This window comes from Gordonia sp. LMA167, assembly GCF_058130025.1.
This window is the reverse complement of the sequence record NZ_CM176708.1, coordinates 3403162-3421888: the sequence shown is the minus strand read 5'-3', so window position 1 is coordinate 3421888 and position 18727 is coordinate 3403162. Positions and strand designations below refer to the sequence as shown.

General features: G+C 65.2%; 18 protein-coding genes and 1 tRNA gene. 15 read left to right on the top strand and 4 right to left on the bottom strand.

The features are described from left to right. Nucleotides 1–171: 171 nt before the first annotated feature. Together ACVT6V_RS15415 and ACVT6V_RS15410 are read right to left on the bottom strand one after the other, a co-directional pair. Entirely contained in the window at nt 172–882 is a 711-nt protein-coding gene (locus tag ACVT6V_RS15415; protein ID WP_489900657.1) for an Ltp family lipoprotein, read from the bottom strand. A gap of 425 nt (nt 883–1307) precedes the next feature. Then, nucleotides 1308–1943, bottom strand: a complete 636-nt coding sequence (locus ACVT6V_RS15410; RefSeq protein ID WP_489900656.1) for a PadR family transcriptional regulator — start codon at nt 1941–1943, stop codon at nt 1308–1310. Nucleotides 1944–2032: 89 nt separating this feature from the next. Here ACVT6V_RS15410 and ACVT6V_RS15405 point away from each other — a divergent pair, with 89 nt between their 5' ends. Further along, a complete protein-coding gene (locus tag ACVT6V_RS15405; RefSeq protein WP_489900655.1) occupies nt 2033–2824 on the top strand; it encodes an alpha/beta fold hydrolase in 792 nt (263 codons plus the stop codon). Next, complete coding sequence (locus ACVT6V_RS15400) at nt 2809–3600, top strand: PIG-L deacetylase family protein (protein WP_489900654.1); 792 nt, start codon at nt 2809–2811, stop codon at nt 3598–3600. The genes ACVT6V_RS15405 and ACVT6V_RS15400 overlap by 16 nt, the downstream gene beginning before the upstream one ends. 480 nt (nt 3601–4080) lie before the next feature. Here ACVT6V_RS15400 and ACVT6V_RS15395 read toward each other — a convergent pair whose 3' ends face one another. After that, the gene (locus ACVT6V_RS15395; protein ID WP_489900653.1) at nt 4081–5385 is read right to left on the bottom strand and encodes a uracil-xanthine permease family protein; all 1305 of its coding nucleotides are present in this window, start codon (nt 5383–5385) and stop codon (nt 4081–4083) included. 149 nt (nt 5386–5534) lie between these two features. Here ACVT6V_RS15395 and ACVT6V_RS15390 point away from each other — a divergent pair, with 149 nt between their 5' ends. The 7 genes from ACVT6V_RS15390 (at nt 5535) to cmrA (ending at nt 13675) form a co-directional block, all read left to right on the top strand. After that, nucleotides 5535–6059, top strand: a complete 525-nt coding sequence (locus ACVT6V_RS15390) for an RrF2 family transcriptional regulator (RefSeq protein ID WP_489900651.1) — start codon at nt 5535–5537, stop codon at nt 6057–6059. A 28-nt stretch (nt 6060–6087) separates the two neighbouring features. Continuing rightward, nucleotides 6088–7272, top strand: coding sequence for a globin domain-containing protein (locus ACVT6V_RS15385; RefSeq protein ID WP_489900650.1), 1185 nt, complete (start codon nt 6088–6090; stop codon nt 7270–7272). 321 nt (nt 7273–7593) lie between these two features. Continuing rightward, a complete protein-coding gene (locus ACVT6V_RS15380) occupies nt 7594–7725 on the top strand; it encodes a hypothetical protein (protein WP_489900648.1) in 132 nt (43 codons plus the stop codon). A 96-nt stretch (nt 7726–7821) separates the two neighbouring features. Continuing rightward, nucleotides 7822–9495, top strand: a complete 1674-nt coding sequence (locus ACVT6V_RS15375) for an ABC transporter ATP-binding protein (RefSeq protein WP_489900647.1) — start codon at nt 7822–7824, stop codon at nt 9493–9495. 649 nt (nt 9496–10144) lie between these two features. After that, the gene (locus ACVT6V_RS15370; protein ID WP_489900646.1) at nt 10145–10690 is read left to right on the top strand and encodes a PadR family transcriptional regulator; all 546 of its coding nucleotides are present in this window, start codon (nt 10145–10147) and stop codon (nt 10688–10690) included. A gap of 40 nt (nt 10691–10730) precedes the next feature. Beyond that, nucleotides 10731–12794 carry an FAD-dependent oxidoreductase gene (locus ACVT6V_RS15365; protein ID WP_489900645.1) on the top strand — a complete coding sequence of 688 codons (2064 nt, stop codon included), beginning with the start codon at nt 10731–10733 and terminating at the stop codon, nt 12792–12794. Nucleotides 12795–12853: 59 nt separating this feature from the next. Next, nucleotides 12854–13675: a mycolate reductase gene (gene cmrA / locus ACVT6V_RS15360; RefSeq protein ID WP_489900644.1), complete on the top strand. Its 822-nt coding sequence runs from the start codon at nt 12854–12856 to the stop codon at nt 13673–13675. 54 nt (nt 13676–13729) lie between these two features. Here the strand turns inward: cmrA and ACVT6V_RS15355 are convergent, their stop codons facing one another. Further along, nucleotides 13730–15283, bottom strand: a complete 1554-nt coding sequence (locus tag ACVT6V_RS15355) for a helicase HerA-like domain-containing protein (RefSeq protein ID WP_489900643.1) — start codon at nt 15281–15283, stop codon at nt 13730–13732. Nucleotides 15284–15380: 97 nt separating this feature from the next. On the opposite strand from ACVT6V_RS15355, the gene orn reads away from it, so the two are divergent. The 6 genes from orn to ACVT6V_RS15325 all read left to right on the top strand — a co-directional run bounded on the left by orn (nt 15381) and on the right by ACVT6V_RS15325 (nt 18716). Next, nucleotides 15381–15980 (top strand): oligoribonuclease, encoded by a 600-nt coding sequence (gene orn / locus ACVT6V_RS15350; protein ID WP_489900642.1) that lies wholly within the window; start codon nt 15381–15383, stop codon nt 15978–15980. Nucleotides 15981–16083: 103 nt separating this feature from the next. Then, a tRNA-His gene (locus tag ACVT6V_RS15345) sits at nt 16084–16156 on the top strand. Nucleotides 16157–16285: 129 nt separating this feature from the next. Then, entirely contained in the window at nt 16286–16843 is a 558-nt protein-coding gene (locus ACVT6V_RS15340) for a TetR/AcrR family transcriptional regulator (protein WP_489900641.1), read from the top strand. Then, complete coding sequence (locus tag ACVT6V_RS15335; protein ID WP_489900640.1) at nt 16840–17556, top strand: ABC transporter ATP-binding protein; 717 nt, start codon at nt 16840–16842, stop codon at nt 17554–17556. Before ACVT6V_RS15340 ends, ACVT6V_RS15335 begins: the two co-directional genes overlap by 4 nt. After that, complete coding sequence (locus ACVT6V_RS15330; protein ID WP_489900639.1) at nt 17553–18305, top strand: ABC transporter permease; 753 nt, start codon at nt 17553–17555, stop codon at nt 18303–18305. The genes ACVT6V_RS15335 and ACVT6V_RS15330 overlap by 4 nt, the downstream gene beginning before the upstream one ends. A gap of 159 nt (nt 18306–18464) precedes the next feature. Beyond that, nucleotides 18465–18716 (top strand): hypothetical protein, encoded by a 252-nt coding sequence (locus tag ACVT6V_RS15325; RefSeq protein ID WP_489900638.1) that lies wholly within the window; start codon nt 18465–18467, stop codon nt 18714–18716. Nucleotides 18717–18727 lie beyond the last annotated feature (11 nt).

The window sequence follows — 18727 nt, the reverse complement described above, 5'->3', positions numbered from 1 at the left end:
GACGATCGGCCTGGCACAACATCTGCACCACCCAGACCTTTACTCTACGTTCGAAACTCGGAAAGTCCTCGCCGCCAGAATGGACGTAAGATTTTCGTCAGCCATAGGACAGCGTCAGCCCGCTCGCCGAGTTGAAAGGTGGCCAGAGGGGTTTAGAAGTGACCTCCGGGATTAGACGCCTGCCCCGGTTTCTCCCGCTTCTGCTTGGGCTGGTGTAAAGCCCTCGTACGTCAATTGTTCTACTAATCCGGAATGACTGAACGGTTGCATCTGGAGGTACTGTCTGCCCTTGCGTACAGCTTGTTCAGTCCAGTCGGCTCCCACGTGGTCTGCCCCGTAAGTGGCGTCGGCCGTCGAAAAGCCTTCGTACTCGAGTTGTTCAACCAGGCCGCTGTGGCTGAACGCCTGCATCTTCAAGTACTGCTTGCCCTTGGCGAGAGCATTAGCTTGGCCAGGGGTTACTTCACGGGTAAACGGTGCGGGTGAGGGCGCGGCTTGGGTGGAGTCGACGGTCGCGGGTGCTTCTGCTTCGGTGGCTACCACCTGGGTAGTGGTCGCTTGTTCCACGGTTGTCGTGGCGCTGGAGGCTGCTGCAGCATTGCTGGCATCGTCCTCGCCACCACCTGCGATTGCCCCGATGACACCTATCACAACGACAGCGCCGAAAAGCCCTCCAATGACCTTGACAGGCTTGTTCATCGCTTTGGTCTCCTTAAACTCAATAATTGCGCTGAAACGCAACGTAAGCAGAACCGTACTTACCAAAATTCCGGTCGAACATTGCACAGCGTAATATGCCACACTCCACTTAGCTGGCTTATTAGATAATTCCCACGCGCGGTCCACATACCCAGCGATATATTGGATGACTTCGTTAGCCATTTCGAACTACAATCAGTTCGGCTGATTTCGGAACTACCGCCGTAGGCGCAAATCTCGCCCCAATGCAGCCGGCGGCGCTCCGCGGTGACGGGTTCGGGTCGGCCTTCGATGGGTTCTTTGATTCGCGGCGTCAGGATGCCGCGCGCGTGTCAGCAGCATCCCCGATGTAGCTGCTCCCACGGTCAATCTACCGCGATGGGATTCGCCCAATGCGGCCTCAAGCCAAACCGTCTATGCCCGGCACAAACGGTCGCCATCGCGGTGAGTGTCAATGACGCACGCCCTGGTCAGGGGCTCTCCGATCATTGGTGTCATCCGAACGGCCATCTCATCCCGGAGGTCGGAGGTTCGAGTCCTCCCGGGGCGCACTGTGACACCGAGGTTCCGCCGAGACCGATACCGGAACCCGGAAAGCCAGGCCCGCGCTAACCGTCGGACTCCCCGACACGCACACCTGATCGCGAATCGGCCAGTCGTTCGAGGACTCCCGCGTAGTCCCACTCCCCCGGATCGTCAGCGGCGGACCATGCCGCGGCCTGACGCCGCGCCCATGTCGCCCAGCGACGCACCGCATCCTCCTGTTCGAACTGCAGTGCCAGACCCACGGCACTGAGGTGTCCGCGCCGCGGAAAGGGCAACGGCCGCGTGGCGGCGAACTCCGCGATGGCTTCGAGTCGCACCGAAGCCTCACTTTCGATCCGGTCGAGCGTGGCGACGAGTTGTGCCAGCGTGCCGGCGTCGGCGAAGAACACCTTGACCATCCCCTCGAACTCCACCGAGCGCGGCGCCGGAGGCTCGCCGAGCCAGTCGCGCAACGCGTCCCGGCCGGCCGGGGTGATCTCATACACGGTTCTCGGCCGTTTGCCCTGTCCTTCGTCCGCGGCGGTGGCCAGACCCTGCTCGACAAGCCGCTTCGGCTCGTCGTAGAGCTTGCGCTCGGCCCGCGGCCAGAACCAGTTGAGGCTGCGGCGCACCTGCTTGGCCAGCTCGTAGGTCGACCACGACCTCACCGACAACAGCCCCAGCACGGCATACGACGTCGTCGTCCTTTTCGTCACCATGAGTCGACCTTGACATACTGCCCAGGGCAGTGTCTAGTGATTTCAGAATACTGCAAAGGGCAGTATTCTGGAGACCCCGGAGGTGCGCCATGACCGCAGCGAGCGTGACGAATATCGGATACGACGACGTCGGGACCGGCGAGCCGGCCATTCTGTGCCTGCCCGGCTGGTGCGGGGACCGAACGGTTTTCGACCCGCTTCTTCCTCATCTGGCGCGGCACCGGCGTGCACTGTCGGCGGACCTGCCTGATCACGGCACGTCGAGCCCGCGCCGCGATCAGGTCGACTCGACGTCGATCGTCGACGACCTCGTCACCCTGATCACCGACGCGGATGTCAAGCAGGTTGTCCCGCTGTCTCTTTCTCACGCGGGCTGGTTTGCGATCGAGCTTCGACGCCGGCTCGGACCCGACCGGGTTCCCGCTATCGTGCTGCTCGACTGGATGCCGCTGGGCCCACCGCCCGGCTTCATCGATGCGCTCCACGGTCTGCAGGACGAGGACTCATGGCGTCAAGTTCGGGCCGGGCTGTTCGACTTGTGGACGACGGACGTCGACGTCCCGGCGGTGCACGGGTACGTTGCCGGTATGGCACGTTACGGCTTCCGGCACTGGCGTCGGGCCGGTCGCGAGATCGCCGCATCCTTCACCGCCGAGAACAGCCCGGCCACCGCACTTGAGGCACTCCATACCCCCTGTCCGACACTGCATGTGTACGCGCAGCCCGCAGACCACGCGGTGCTCACCGCGCAGCAGCAGTTTGCCTCCGAGCATCCGTGGTTTCACGTGCAGCGTCTCGACGCACGCAGCCATTTCCCCACCTTTGAGGTCGCCGACGAAATCGCCGGCCACGTCGAGGAGTTCTTGTGCCCGCCCAGATGAGCGGCACGGCACCCCGACTCATGCTGGTCGTCGCGCACCCCGACGACGAGACCTTCGGATGCGGCTCGTTGCTCTTGCACGCCGCGGCCACCGGCGCGGTGACCGCGGTGGTATGCGCCACTCGCGGCGAGGCCGGCCAACCCACTCGGGAGAGCGGAATCCGACCCGGAGACCTGGCGACGGTTCGCGAACGGGAGCTGCGCGACGCCGCCCGGCTCCTCGGCGTTTCCCGAATCGACCTGCTCGGTTACACCGACTCCGGCATGTCGGGGAGAGCCTCTCCCGATACGCTCGTCGGCGCCGCCTTCGACGATGTGAGCACACAGGTCCGCCGGCGCGTCGAAGAGTTCCGCCCGGGCGTGGTGATCACACTCGACGCCGGCGACGGCCATCGCGACCACATCCGCATCCGGGACGCGACGCTCGCGGCGGTCCGAACAGCGGCGTGGCCGGTTCCCCGGGTGTATCTGCACTGCCTTCCACAGGATCTTATGCGACGCTGGCTGAACCATGTCGCACAACACAATCCGTCGTCGGAACATCTGACAGCGGAAGTGCCGGGGACCCCGGAGGAATTGATCACCACGGTCATCGACACCGCACGTCATCGTCGCGCGCGCGAGCAGGCGATGGCCACCCATGCCTCCCAGACCTCGCCGTACGAGGGACTCCCCGACGATCTACGCGACGACTTCCTACGGGCCGAACGCTTGCAGCGTGTCGTGCCGCCCTGGTCGGGCGGCGACCGGGAAACGGACGTGTTTGCCGCGGGGTGATGGCGAACGTATCTGCCCTGAGCACGCCATCTCACGCATGCTCGACCGCCGCCTGCTCCACGTAGCGGCCGAGGTCCCACCCGCGCTCGACCGCATCGCGCATACTCTGCCAACCCTCGCCGTGGCGGTCGAGGTGTCGATGTGTCAGAACGACTTCGGTGCGTTCGGCGCGATCGCACCGAACGCGACCTCGATCCCACTCGTCTTGTCGGGGTCGGCCTCAGACTGCCATCGCGTGTTGATGGCCCAGCTGAAGCACACACAGTGCGAGCGGCAACCTCATCGACGTCGACACCGACGGCAGTGACCGGTCACGCCCGGAGTTCGTGGAGGTCCGCGTCGAAACCCGACATCAACCCCGCAACCCTCGTAGCATCCTCTTCATGGATTACATGTGGGTGATGCCGGCAGTCGCATTCGTCTCGTGCGTGATCATCGGGATCGGTTTCGTACTCGGCCTGCCGGGCAACAAGGACTGAATCACCGCTGCGGCCCCAGGGCCTCGGTCGACGGCCCCTCGGTCACCGTTCCGCGCCAGCGGCCGATCAACGCCATCGAGTGGTAGATCAGTAGTGCGGCGGCAGCGCCCAGCGCGATGCCGCCGAAGTTGAGATCGCCGATCACCCATGTGAAATCGGCGATGCCGATCACCAGGGGGATGGCTGCGGTGAACTGGTTGATGGCGCGGCCGAAGTCGACCCGGTTGGTCACCCAGATGTTCACGCCCAGAATTCCCACGAGGCCGTAGAGCGCTGTCGTGACACCGCCGAGCACGCCCGGCGGGACCGCCGCTATCACCGCACCGACCTTCGGTGAGAGTCCGAGCAGAATGGCGACGACGCCGGCTATCCAGTACGCGGCGGTCGAGTAGACCTTGGTCGCCGCCATGACGCCGATGTTCTCGGCGTAGGTGGTGGTGGCCGATCCGCCGCCGCTGCCGGCGAGCACCGTGGCCAGGCCGTCGGCGGCGAGCGCGCGTCCGATCCGCCGGTCGTAGTTGTTCCCGGTCATCGTCGCCACCGACTTCACATGTCCGATGTTCTCCACCAGCAGCACCAGCACGACCGGCAGAAACATCGGGATCACCGACATATGGAAGGTCGGCGTCTGGAAGTCGGGAAAGCCGACCCACGCCGCGTCCGCGATGCCGCTGGTATCGACCTTGTCGAAGATCAGCGAGATCAGATAGCCGATGATCACGCTGAGGAAGATCGCGAGCCGGCCGAGCAAACCACGGAACAGCACCACCGACGCCACCAGGAGCACCAGGACGATCGTCGCGATAACCGGGTCCTGCTCGTAGTTCGTCTTCGCCGTCGGCGCCAGATTGAGCCCGATGAGTGCGACGATCGTGCCGGTCACCACCGGCGGCATCAGCACTTCGATCCACCCGATGCCCGCAAAGTGTGCGATGACGCCGATCACCATCAGCAGCGCGCCGACCACCACGATGCCGCCCAGGGCGGCGGATTGACCGTTTGAAGCCGTGGCCGCCAACACCGGCGCGATGATCGCAAAGCTCGAACCGAGGTAGCTCGGCAGGCGATTGCGCGTGATCAGCAGGAACAGCAGCGTGCCGATACCCGAGAACAGCAACGTCGTCGCCGGCGGAAAGCCCGTGAGCACCGGCACCAAGAATGTGGCACCGAACATGGCCACCACATGTTGCAGTCCGATCCCCACCGTCTGCGGCCAACTCAGCCGTTCGTCGGGCGCGATCACCCGATCGCCGTCGACCCGCCGCCAGGACAAGAAACGATCAGTTCGCGATCCCGTTGTCGCCATGGCAATCAGTGTGCGACAAACCGCGCGAGCCCGCGTCCCAACACGACGACCCGACGACACGAGGGACCGACGGACCCCGCACAGGAAGGTGACAGGCATCACGCAACTTAAATAGGCATCTCAGATGCAGATTATGCTTGACTGATCTCATGCAGCTGACCCGATTCACCGATATCGGTTTGCGCGTCGTCATGCGCCTGGCAGTCGTGGATGAGAACTCCTCCGGGACAATGCCAATGACGGCGGTGACCCCGATGACCACGAAGGATCTGTCTGCCGAACTCGCGGTGCCGTACACCCACGTGGCCAAGGTCGTGGGCAGGCTCTCCGAGATGGGCGTCGTCCATGCACGACGCGGCCGGACCGGCGGCTTGGCGATCACCGACCTGGGTCGCGAGGCGCGCATCGGCTGGTTGGCGCGCAGCCTCGAAGGGGAGGGCGAGGTTGTCGATTGCGATGGGCCGCAGCCCTGCCCGCTGCGCAACGCCTGTCGTCTCCGAGGTGCACTGGCCCGCGCGCGTGCCGCGTTCTTCACGAGTCTCGATGACCAGACCGTCGGCGACCTCGTCGCCGAGCCCACGGCCGCGGTGCTGCTGTCGCTGGCGCCCACCGTCACTCCCACCGCTGCCGCGCACAACTCTGCGACCGGATCGCCAACCGGCCATACCGCCTGAGATCACCAACCGACAGATCGGAGTCACCATGTTGTCCGAAACACAACGCAGAATTCTCACCGCGACGGTTCCCGCCGTGGAGGGCGCACTGCCGGCCATCACCAAGAGTTTCTACAGCCGGTTGTTCGCAGCGCACCCGCAATTACGCAACGACCTGTTCAACCGCACCCACCAGGAGTCCGGCGAACAGCCGCAGGCGCTGGCCGGTTCGATCGCTGCGTTCGCCCGGCTTCAGCTCGAACCGGATCTGAATCGGCAGCGATTCATCCTCGGGCGGATTGCACACAAGCACGCTTCACTCGGCGTCACGCGGGAACAGTATGGCGTGGTACACGAGCACCTGTTCGCGGCCATCGTCGAGGTCCTCGACGCCGCCGTCACGCCGGAGGTCGCCGACGCGTGGGACCAGCTGTATTGGGACATGGCCGACCTTCTGATCGCATCGGAGGAACAGCTCTACGACCGTGCCGGTGTCACGCCGGGCGACGTGTGGCGCCACGCACGGATCGTCGAACGCGCACAGGTCTCCCCCGACACCGTCTCGCTGACCCTCGCATCCGCCGATGGCGGCAGACTACCGAGTTTCTCACCTGGACAATATATTTCCGTCCAAGTTCCGCTCGCCGACGGATCGAACCAGATCAGGCAGTACAGCCTGACGGGTGCGCCGACAGTGCCCGAGTGGAAGTTCAGCGTCAAGCTCGCCGGTGAGGTGTCCGCATTCCTCCACGAAGAAGTGTTCGAGGGCGACCTGCTGCGCGTGAGTACCCCGTTCGGCGATCTGACGCTGCCCGACGACGATGTCCCGCTCGTGCTCGCGTCCGCAGGTATTGGGTGTACACCGGTGATCGGTCTGCTGACCGCCATGGCCGAGCATCAGGACGAGCGTCCCGTGACAGTGCTGCACGCCGACCGTTCCCGCGACCGCCAACCCCATCGCGGTCAGCTCGCGGCACTCGTCGAATCCCTGCCGCAGGGTCGGCTGTTCCAGTGGTACGAGAACGCGTCCGGGCACATCCTGTCGGATGCGATTCGGCTCGGCCAGATGTCGTTGCGAGACATCGAGTTCGCACGCGAGTCACACGTGATGCTCTGCGGCCCGAACGGTTTCCTGTCCGCGATGCGTGACGATCTCGTCGGTCGCGGGGTCGGTGACAGCCAGATCCACTATGAGACCTTCGGGCCCGAGTTGCTCCGGTCGGCAGCGCGGTGATCACGCCCGCCCAGTCACCGAGGTCGTCACGCCTGTCTGGTTGAGGGTGGTGCCACCCAGCTGATCGACGTCCGACCGTGGTCGGCCCGCCCCATCCGACGCTGCGCCGGCCGGCGACGCCTGTCCTCGCAGGCGCGCACATCTCGTCGAAGTTGCGTGCTCGACGCCGAAGGTGATCGCCGTCGTCGCATCGGTTGTGGCGGCTGTCGGGGGTGGTGCAGGCTGACAGCGTTCTCCCAGCTGTGGACAAGCCGAGGCGCAGGAAACGGCCATAGCTTTCATCGAGTCGGCAACGCGGCCGGCCGGACACAAGGAGAACGAATGCCTCAGCCAGCACCGAAGCCCGGAAACCAGAACCGTCCCGGGCAGCAGCATCCCGCTCCGCCGCGCAAGCGCCGGCGTCGCCGGGTGTGGAATCGGCGTCTGCACCGCTGGGACTGGGTGTGGTTCTGACCGCCGTTTCGATCCAGCGCTGACCCAACCTCCTGCAGCTCGGGGCCGGACACCGTAGTCCGGCCCCGAACTGCGCTGTACCAGATCGGATCTCCGATGACCGCCCGTGACGCCTTTCGCCGCTTCTCCCCCGCCCTTGCGGGCGAAGGACCTCGATTCGCTCTCGCCGCGACGCTTCTGCTTGTCGCCACGGCGTGCGAGATCGTTGCGATCTTCGTGCTGTCCGATGTGATCGACGGTGCACTGTCCGCCGACAGTGCGTTTCAGTTCGTGAAGTTGTCTGCCTTGTGGCTCTTGATCACCGCGATCTCCACCGGCGCCGACTACTACGGTCAGATCACGTCCATCGGCATCTCCGAGCGGGTGGTTCTGCGGCTGAGGGATTCACTGTTTGCGCACGTCCAGCGGCTCAGTCCGGTCACTCATCGGCGATTCGGCATCGGTGACCTCGTGACCCGACATTCGAGTGACCTCGAGGCCGTCGAATACCTGGTGGGCTCGGGACTGATGCAGTTTGTGATTGCCGCGGTCAACACCGCGGGATTGGTGATCGCCGCATTCATCATGAGCTGGCAGGTCGCACTGGTTGCGATCGCGGCGGTTCCCGCCCTGTGGGCCATCTCCGCGTACTACGGTCGCCGACAGACCATCGTCACGCGTGATGAACGGGTCGCCAACGCCGACATCGTGATCGCGGTCCAGACCGCGCTGGGCGGGCACGAAACCGCAGTAGCGTACAACCAGCAGGATCGCGAACATGCCCGGCTCCATCGCCACGGCGTCACGTGGCTCGGCGCGCGTATGGCCCAGACCCGGATCGAGGCTGGTTTCGGCGCCGTGATGGGCTTCGGTCAGGTGGTCGTCACCCTCGCCATCGCCGTCGCCGGCGTCTGGCAGGTGCGTAACGGCGGGCTCAGCGTCGGACAGCTCCTCGCCCTGACCGGCTATCTGGGCATGCTGTACCCGAAGATGCAAGAACTCGCCGAAGTCCGCCTCTGCCTCGCGTCGGCCGCGGTCAGTGCCGAACGCATCGCCGAACTGCTCGACCTCCCTGCCAGCGACGCCGATCTCGATGACGCGGTGCCCCACGACGGCCACGACCACGAGGTGTCGGTCCGAGATGTCACTCTGCGGCGCGGCGACTTGGACGTCCTCGATGGCGTCTCACTCGACCTTCGGCCCGGCGAGATCACCGCACTCGTCGGCGGCAGCGGGGCAGGCAAGACCACGTTGGCTTCGCTGCTCTGCCGATTCGAGCGACCCGACAGCGGCCGTATAACACTCGGGGACAGAGATTTCAACGAGATCACCGGGCGATCCATCCGAGAACACATCACACTGCTCCCCCAGCAGCCGGTCATCAAGGCCGCCTCCATCGCCGACAACATCGCCTACGGACGTCCTGAGGCGAGCCGGACGGAAGTTGTCAACGCCGCGATCGCTGCCGATGCGGACACGTTCATCTCTGACCTGCCCGACGGCTACGACACCATGCTCGGCGAGGACGGACTCACGCTCTCCGGCGGCCAGCGCCAACGGATCGCCATGGCGCGCGCCTTCCTGCGCGATAGCCCCGTACTGATCCTCGACGAACCGACATCAGGCCTCGATGACGCAACCGCACAACGGATTCTCGAGCCGTTGCGCCGACTCGCGGCCGGTCGTTCGACGCTGCTCATCACGCATGACGCTCGGGCGACCCGGATCGCCGACCACGTCCTCGAGCTCCGCGACGGCCGCCTCCACAGCCGGCAGGATGCCTTCGCCTGACACAGCCCAGATTTTTCGATTCGTATCTTCGCGGTCAGCGATGCAATCTCACGGCGAGCTCCTCAGGGACCGGGTGATGACGCATCCTCGCAAGCTCGGAGGCTCCTCAGGGAGCGGGTGGTCACGCATCCTCGCAAGCTCGCGCGTCAGGATCTTCCCGATCCCTGAGGAGGTCCGGAGCGCTAGCGGAGGGCCGTCACGAAGGGGCGCCCTTCGTGACGCATCCTCGCAGGCTCGGAGGCTCCTCAGGGAGCGGGTGATGACGCATCCTCGCAGGCTCGGAGGCTCCTCAGGGAGCGGGTGGTCACGCCCGCACGCTCGAAGGCTCCTCAGGGAGCGGGTGGTCACGCCCGCACGCTCGAAGGCACCTCAGGGAGCGGGTGGTCACGCCCGCACGCTCGGAGGCACCTCAGGGAGCGCGTGATGACGCCTCGCAGGCTCGGAGGCACCTCAGGGAGCGCGTGATGACGCCTCGCAGGCTCGGAGGCTCCTCAGGGAGCGGATGGTGACGCCTCGCAGGGACCTCAGGGAGCGGGGTGACACCCGCTCCCTAAGCGGCGTCCCAGCGACCGGGTGAGCCGCAGCGTTTCGGCCACTGGTCATATGAACCTCGTTGCATAGTGCATAGGTGCAGTGCTACGGTCGATCCATGGCGCTCGAGCATGCGATTCTCGTGTCGCTGGCCGAACGACCCGGTACGGGATATGAGATCGGCCAGCAGTTCGATCGATCCATCGGCTACTTCTGGTCGGCGACGCATCAGCAGATCTATCGCACGCTCAAGAAGCTCCACACCGATGGCCTGGTCAGCTTCGAGTCCGTCAGCCAGGACGGCCGCCCGGACAAGAAGGTCTACACGATCTCCGAAGATGGCCGAAAAGTGCTGTCGGAGTGGGCGATCAGTCCGACACCGGTTCAGCCCCTGCGTAGTGACATCGGCGTGAAGCTGCGCGCCGCCGAGTTCGGCGATCTCGCCGCCGTCATCGGGGAATTGAAGATGCATCGCGACGAGCACCTGGCACAACTGAAGCTCTACAACGGATTCCAAGATAGCTACTACCCCGAACCCGAGACGCTGACCGGCCGCAAGCTGCATCAATATCTGGTGCTGCGCGGCGGTATCCGTCAAGAAGAAGGCTACATCGAATGGTGCGACGAGGTCATCGTCGCGCTCGAACGAGAGCTGTCCACCTGACCGGAAGCCCGGTCCACCACCACGATCCGAAAGGTCCGCCATGTCAGCCCACACGGCCGCCCCGAATCCGCATTACCCTCGCCTGTTCGAACCGATGGAGCTCGGCGGCATCACTGTGAAGAACCGGCTCATCATGGGATCGATGCACACCGGTCTCGAAGATCGGCTCTGGGACACCGACAAGCTGGCCGCCTACTACGCCGAACGCGCCCGTGGCGATGTGGGCCTCATCATCACCGGCGGCTTCGGCACCTCGCGCACCGGCCTGTTGCTGCCGTTCGCCGGCAAGATGACCAACCTCGCCGATGTCAAACGGCACCAGCGCATCACCCGTGCAGTGCACCGCGAGAACGGCAAGATCGCGATGCAGCTGATCCACGCCGGCCGATACGGCTACACACCGCTCAAGGTCGCCCCGGGTTCGGAGCCCTCGCCCATCCACCCGTTCAAGCACCTCACGATGACCGAGCCGATCATCAAGCACGTGATCAAGTCATTCGGACGGTCCGCCAAACTGGCACGCAAGGCCGGCTATGACGCCGTCGAGATCATGGGTGGCGAAGGCTATCTGATCAACCAGTTCCTCTGCCCGCACACCAACGACCGGACCGACAAGTGGGGCGGTTCCACTGAGAACCGCCAGCGGTTCCTGGTCGAGATCATCAAGGAGATCCGCCGACAGGTGCCCCGCGACTTCCCCGTCATCCTGCGCCAGTCCATCGCCGACTTCGTGCGCAAGGGCCAGACCTGGGACGAGATCGCACTGATGGCACGCAAGGCCGAGGAGTACGGCGTCGACGCGATCAACACCGACATCGGCTGGCATGAGGCCGGTGTGCCGACGATCGTGACGTCTGTGCCCCGGGCCGCCTTCGTCAAGTTCACCGAGCGCCTGCGCGACGAGGTCTCCATCCCGCTGATCGCCAGCAACCGCATCAACACCCCCGAGATCGCCGAAGAAATCCTCGAGCGCGGCAAGGTCGACGCGATCTCCATGGCACGACCGCTGCTGTCGGATCCCGATTTCGCCGCCAAGGCGCAGACCGGTCGGGCCGACGAGATCAACACCTGCATCGGCTGCAACCAGGCCTGCCTCGACCATGCGTTCGTCGGGAAGAAGGTCTCCTGCCTGCTCAACCCGCGTGCCGGCCGCGAGACCACGCTGACGCTCGGCGCCACCCGACGCGCCCGGAAGGTGGCCGTGGTGGGTGCCGGCCCGGCCGGATTGTCGGCTGCGGTGTCGGCCGCACAGCGCGGCCACAAGGTGGAACTCTTCGAGGCCGGCGAACAGATCGGTGGCCAGTTCTCCATCGCCGCACGCATTCCCGGCAAGGAGGAGTTCAACGAGACGCTGCGCTACTACACCCGCCAGCTCGAGATCACCAACGTCACGGTGCACCTGAACACCCGGATCACTGCCGAGGAGATCATCGCGGCCGAGTTCGACGAGGTGATCATCGCGACCGGCGTCACCCCACGCATTCCCGAGATCCCCGGTATCGACCATCCCATGGTGATGTCGTACGCCGATGCGGTGCTCGGGCAGCGTGAGATCGGCAAGCGTGTCGCCGTCATGGGCGCCGGCGGCATCGGCTTCGACGTCACCGAGTTCCTCACCGTCGACGAGTCCCCGACTCTCGATCTCAAAGAGTGGGAACAGGAATGGGGCGTCAGCGAAGACCTGTCCAAGCCGGGCTTCGTGACCAAACCACGCCCACTCCCCGCAGTGCGTGAGGTCTTCCTGGTACAGCGCAAGTCGGGCCGTCAGGGCAAGTCTCTCGGCAAGACCACCGGCTGGGTGCACCGTGCGACCGTGAAGATGAAAGGCGTCGAACAGATCTCGGGCGCCACATACGACAAGATCGACGACCGCGGGCTGCACCTGAGCTTCCGCGACGAGGACGGGACCGTGAAGGAGACCCGCGTCCTCGAAGTCGACAACATCGTCGTCTGCGCGGGCCAGGAGTCGGTCCGTGAGCTCGTCGACCCGCTGACGGTGGCCGGGGTGACCACCCACGTCATCGGCGGTGCCGATCTGGCCGCCGAACTGGACGCGAAGCGAGCCATCCGTCAGGGTACCGAGGTCGCTGCGGGTATCTCCTGATCGACCACACAATCTGATCGGGCGCCGGTATCCATCCGGCGCCCGATTAGGATCAAGCCATGGGTATTCCAGTGCCGTCCCCAGCCGCCCGCGCCGTCGTCACCGGCGCTTCGTCGGGCATCGGCACGGCCCTTGCATGGGCTCTTGCCGACCGAGGCCATTCACTCATCCTTGTCGCCCGCCGTGACGACATCTTGGAGGATCTCGCCGCGCAGTTGCGGGAACGGCACCACGTGGCGGCCGAGGTGAGACCGGTGGATTTGTCCGACCCCTGCGCCGTGGAGGTCCTCAGCGCCGAGCTGGCCGACCGGGAGATCTCGATCCTGTGCAACAACGCCGGCATCGCCACCTTCGGTCCCGTCAGTGAACTCGACCCCGACTACGAGCGCGCCCAGGTACGTCTCAACGTGAATGCCGTCCACGACCTGACCCTCGCGGTCCTGCCGCAGATGGTGCGGCGCGGGGCCGGCGGCATTCTCATGGTGGGATCTGCGGCCGGGAACATGCCGATCCCCAACAACGCGACATATGCGGCGACGAAGGCGTTCGTGAACACCTTCAGCGAGTCTCTGCGCGGCGAGGTCGGGAGCAAAGGAGTGCACGTCACACTGCTCGCACCCGGTCCGGTGCGAACCGAGACACCGTCGCCCGAAGATGCCTCGATCGTGGATCGGATGGTGCCCGATTTTCTCTGGCACTCCAGCGACAAGGTCGCTGAGATGAGCCTGGACGCGCTGGAGCACAACAAGATGCGCGTCGTTCCGGGAACTCTGTCCAAGGCGATGTCGGTGGCCGGTGGTTACACCCCTCGCGCCATCGTCGCTCCGATCGTCGGCACCTTCTACCGCAAACTCGGCGACGACACATCCGCGAATCCGTGACACCACGCCGCAGACAACGACTCACCCGGTTCCGGGGCCGAGATCATCGGCCGCTCAGCGGCGTCGTCGGCGACGACCCGTACCGAAGATCGCGCGACTGAACTCACGGCCGGCGCTGGACGCCGCCGACCGGAGGAAGCTCTGCATCGGCTTGCTGGTCAGAACGTCGGTGAGCATGTCCGGGATCTGAGGTTCGGATACATGCGGTTGAGGAGCCGGCGCCGGCGGCGCCGGGGCGTCGACCGGTTCGTCCGGGGCGAGGGTCTTGGCTGCGAGCTTCTCGTACGCCGATTCACGATCGATCGCCTGCCCGTAGTGCGCGAACAGCGGACTGGCCGTTGCCGCTGTCGTGATCGCGGCAGCGCCGACGGCTGCCATAGAGGAGCGCGGTGCGCGTATCACGGTCCAGGCGACCGGGGTCGGCGTCCCACGCTCGGACAGCACGGTGACGATCGCCTCCCCCGTTCCCAGCGAGGTCAAGGCGTGTTCGAGCTCGTACACATCGGATACCGGATACGTCTTGACCGTCTTGCGCAATGCTTCCTGATCGTCGGGGGTGAAGGCCCGCAACGCATGCTGGATTCGCGCACCCAACTGCGACAGCACCGCGTTCGGGATGTCGGTCGGCAGTTGCGAGCAGAAGAACACGCCGACTCCTTTGGAACGGATGAGCTTCACAGTCTGCTCGACCTGGTCCAGGAACGCCTTGGAGGCGCCGTCGAACAAGAGGTGTGCCTCATCGAAGATGAGGACCAGCTTCGGTTTCTCGGCATCGCCGATCTCGGGCAGATACTCGAACAGATCGGCCAGAATCCACATGAGGAAGGTGGAGAACATTTTCGGGCGCGCCGACTGTGCCCCGAGCTCGAACAGTGTGATGACACCCCGGCCATCCGGAGCGAGGCGGATCAGGTCGTCTGGTTCGATCTCGGGCTCACCGAAGAAGGTGTCCCCGCCGTCCGCCTCCAGAGTGGACACGGCCCGCAGGATCACACCCGCCGTCTGCGGCGAGACACCACCGATGCTCGTCAACTCCGCCTTGCCCTCGGCGCCGGTGAGATGGGTGATCACCGCCCGCAGATCCTTGAGATCCAGCAGCGGCAGCCCCCGCTGGTCGGCCCAGTGGAAGATGAGCCGCAGCGAGCTTTCCTGGGTCTCGTTGAGCCCCAACACCTTACTGAGCAATATCGGTCCGAACGATGTGATCGTGGCGCGTACCGGCACGCCGATCCCGTCGGAACCGAGTGATACGAACTCGACGGGAAACGCGACCGGTCGCCAGTCGTCACCCGTCTGGGCCGACCGTTCGACGATCTTCTCGTTCGAGGTTCCCGCATTCATCAGTCCGGACAGGTCACCCTTGATGTCGGCCATGACCACCGGAACGCCGTTGGCGGAGAGCTGTTCTGCGACGAGCTGCAGCGACTTGGTCTTGCCCGTGCCGGTGGCGCCCGCCACCAGCCCGTGACGATTCATCATCGACAACGGGATTCGCACCTGCGCGGACGGATCGATGGTGCCGTCCACCGAGACCGTGCCGAGTTCGATCGACGCGGTTCCGAACTCATATCCGGCGGCGATCGCCGCGGCGGCACCGGGATCGGTCACTGGGAAGGTTCCTCTCATGCGAGCGTTGCACCTCGTCCACCCAGACAATAGCGGTCACCGCACGGGCGGCAGTGCCACGACGACTAAGGTTGACCGGGTGCAGGACAAACTGGTGTGGATCGATTGCGAGATGACCGGCCTGCGACTCGAGTCGGACAAACTGATCGAGATCGCCGCGCTCGTTACCGACAGTGAACTCAACATCCTCGGCGAGGGCGTGGACATCGTCATCCACGCGAGCGACGACGACCTGGCAGCCATGCCCGACGTGGTGACGAAGATGCATGCAGCGTCGGGTCTCACCGACGAGGTGCGCGCCTCGCGCGTCACCGTCGCCGAAGCCGAGAAGCTGGTGCTCGACTATGTACGCACCCAGGTGAAGACTGCCGGCGCGGTCCCCCTGGCGGGCAACTCCATCGCCACCGATCGAGGCTTCATCGCGCGTGACATGCCCGAACTCGATGCATATCTGCACTACCGGATGGTCGATGTGAGTTCGATCAAGGAACTGTGCCGTCGCTGGTACCCGAAGATCTACTTCGGGCAGCCCGAGAAGGGGCTGTCCCATCGGGCGCTCGCAGACATCCGCGAGTCGATCCGAGAGTTGAAGTACTACCGCTCCGCGGCGTTCGTTCCGGCGCCCGGTCCTGATGTCGACGATCTCGCCACGATCGTGAAGGACCTCGGACCAGCCTGAACACGCCCGAACGGTACCGATTGGAGTTCGGGCACCCCCACCCGCTAGAGTAGGTTCCTGGCTCTGGGACCCGGTGAAAAATCCTGGGTGACGGACGCCGATGGTGGATGTAGTTCAGTTGGTAGAGCACCAGGTTGTGATCCTGGCTGTCGCGGGTTCGAGTCCCGTCATCCACCCCGAACGATCGCCCCGTCTGCACCAGCAGGCGGGGCGATCGCCGTTTGTACCCCCCAACAGGTCGTTTTCGATCACACGTCGGCCGCAGGCTCTTGCCAGGCAAAATGTTAGAGTCTAACATTTTATTCATGCCCCGAACCGGCAAAGCCCAGCGCACCCGCGAGCGGTTGGTCCGCACCGCGCTCGAACTGTTCGCGGCCGAAGGATTCGACAACACGAGCGTCGCCCAGATCGCACGTGCGGCCGGGGTGACCGAGATGACCTTCTACCGCAACTTCCCCACCAAGGACAGCGTGGTCCTCGACGACCCGTTCGACCCGATCATCGCCGACGCGGTGGCCTCGCAACCCGCAGCGTCACCCGCACTGACTGCGGTCGCCGCCGGAATCCGCGAGGTCTGGTCGTCGGTGCCCACGACCGCTTCCGACAGCATCCGCGGTCGGCTCCAGGTGATCGGCTCCTCGCCTCGCCTGCGTGCCGGCATGGCGCAGAGCACCACGGCGACCCAGGAGGCGATCGCAGACGGCCTGCGCTCCCGCGGCACCGATACCACCGACGCCGACATCGCCGCCGCCGCGGCCATCGGCGCGCTCAACGCGGCGTTGATGTCGTGGGCGCCCCGCGAGCACGAATCCCTCGATCTCGCGATCGAGCGGGCGCTGGCGATCCTGGAGGCGAACCGGTGAGCACCCCACGCATGGCGATGCGCCACATCACCCGCGAGTTCGGCGATCAGACCGGGATTCGCGACGTGTCCATGGAGATCGACGCCGGCGAGATCGTCGCCCTGGTCGGACTCAACGGCGCAGGCAAGACCACTCTCATGCGACTCCTCCTGGGCATGTTGTCGCCATCGCAGGGCGTCGTCGAGCTCGACGGAATACCGCTGCGCCGGGTCCCGAAATCGACGTGGGCGTCGGTGGGTCATCTCGTCGAATACCCATTGACCTACGGCGAACTCACCGCCCGCCAGAATCTGGCACTCTCGGCCAGACTGCACCGCGCTCCCGACGATGTCGTCGAGAGCGCCATGTCCGCGTTCAACCTGACGCAATACGCGAACAAGCGTGCGCGACGACTCTCGCTGGGCAATCGGCAGCGGCTGGGGCTCGCGGCGGCGATGCAGCATGGTCCGACACTTGTCGTGCTCGACGAACCGACCAATTCCCTGGATCCGGCCGGAGTGATCCTGTTGCGAGACGCGTTGCGTCGCAGCTCCGGAGAGGGGGCCGCCGTGCTGGTGAGCAGCCATCACCTCGACGAGGTCGCCCGCATCGCCGACCGCATCGAGGTGCTCAACGCCGGTCGGCTCATCGGCCGGCTCGACCCGGCCGAGCGCGAGCTCGAGCGCGTCTTCTTCGAGGCGGTCCTCGCCGACGACGAGAGGGAGCACCCATGAGAGAAGCGGTGTATGCCGAGACGATCAAGTTCGGCCATTCGACCGTGGGTCGGGCGGGGTCGGGCCTACTGGGGGTGGGCATCCCGCTGCTGAGCTGCGCGATGCCGTTGGCGGCCCAGAGCGGCGACCCACAGATGTTGGGCAAGCTCGGCGCCGCCGGCGAACGCAGCTGGGACGGACTCCTGTCCGGCGCCGCCCAGATCACCGGCGCCGGCGGGTTGCTCGGCTTCGGGGTGCTGCTGGCCTGGCTGTTCGGGCGCGAGTTCATCGACGGCACCATCACCGGGCTGTTCGCACTCCCGGTCTCGCGTGCCGAGATCGCCGGTGCCAAGGTGATCGTCTATCTCATCTGGGCGATTCTCATCAGCGCGGTGATCTCCGGCGTCCTCGTGATCGGCGGCCTGGCCCTCGGGCTCGGTTTTCCGCCTGCGGACTTCGGGATCGGCCTGAGCCGCCAATTCGCCCTCGGCGTCATGACCGCGATCTGCGCGCTGCCGGTGGCCTGGATCGCGACGGTCGGCCGGTCAGTGCTGGCGGGAGTCGTCGGTGCGATCGGAATGGTGATCGCGGCCCAGGTCGCGACGATCGGCGGCGCGGGCGGATGGTTCACGATCGCCGCTCCCGCGCTGTGGGCAATCTCGGGCGGCGAAGACGTGTCCCTCCTACAGCTGGCCCTGCTCGCCCCGCTGCTGGCGATTGCCGCCGGCGTCACGATGTTGACCTGGCGGCGACTGCAGCTCAACCGTTGACCCGATGACCCGATCACCGGAAACCCGCTCACTCCTGACGAGCGCGGATCCTGATCTCGCCGTCGGCCCCAGCACCTCAAAACCATGCCAACCACCAAAGGCCGTCGTTCCCATCTGGCAAAGAGGTCGACCTCATGATCGAAAATCTTTTTGACACAGATGGATTCGAAATCCGACGACTGCCACTCCTGGACGTCCGTCCAATACTTGCGGCGAGCGTCGTTCAACTTCATCCCGTACGATCCGCCCATGCTCGAGGATCTCAACAAGGCCGCCAAGAAGGTCGGGCTTCACGTCGCCGCCGCGAAGAGAGATGGTCTCTACTCCATCCGCACGAACACGAGTGCCGCCCTGATCGCCAAGAACGTCGATGCCGACGAGGCGGCGAAGATCATCCGACAACACAGCTGACCGTCCACACC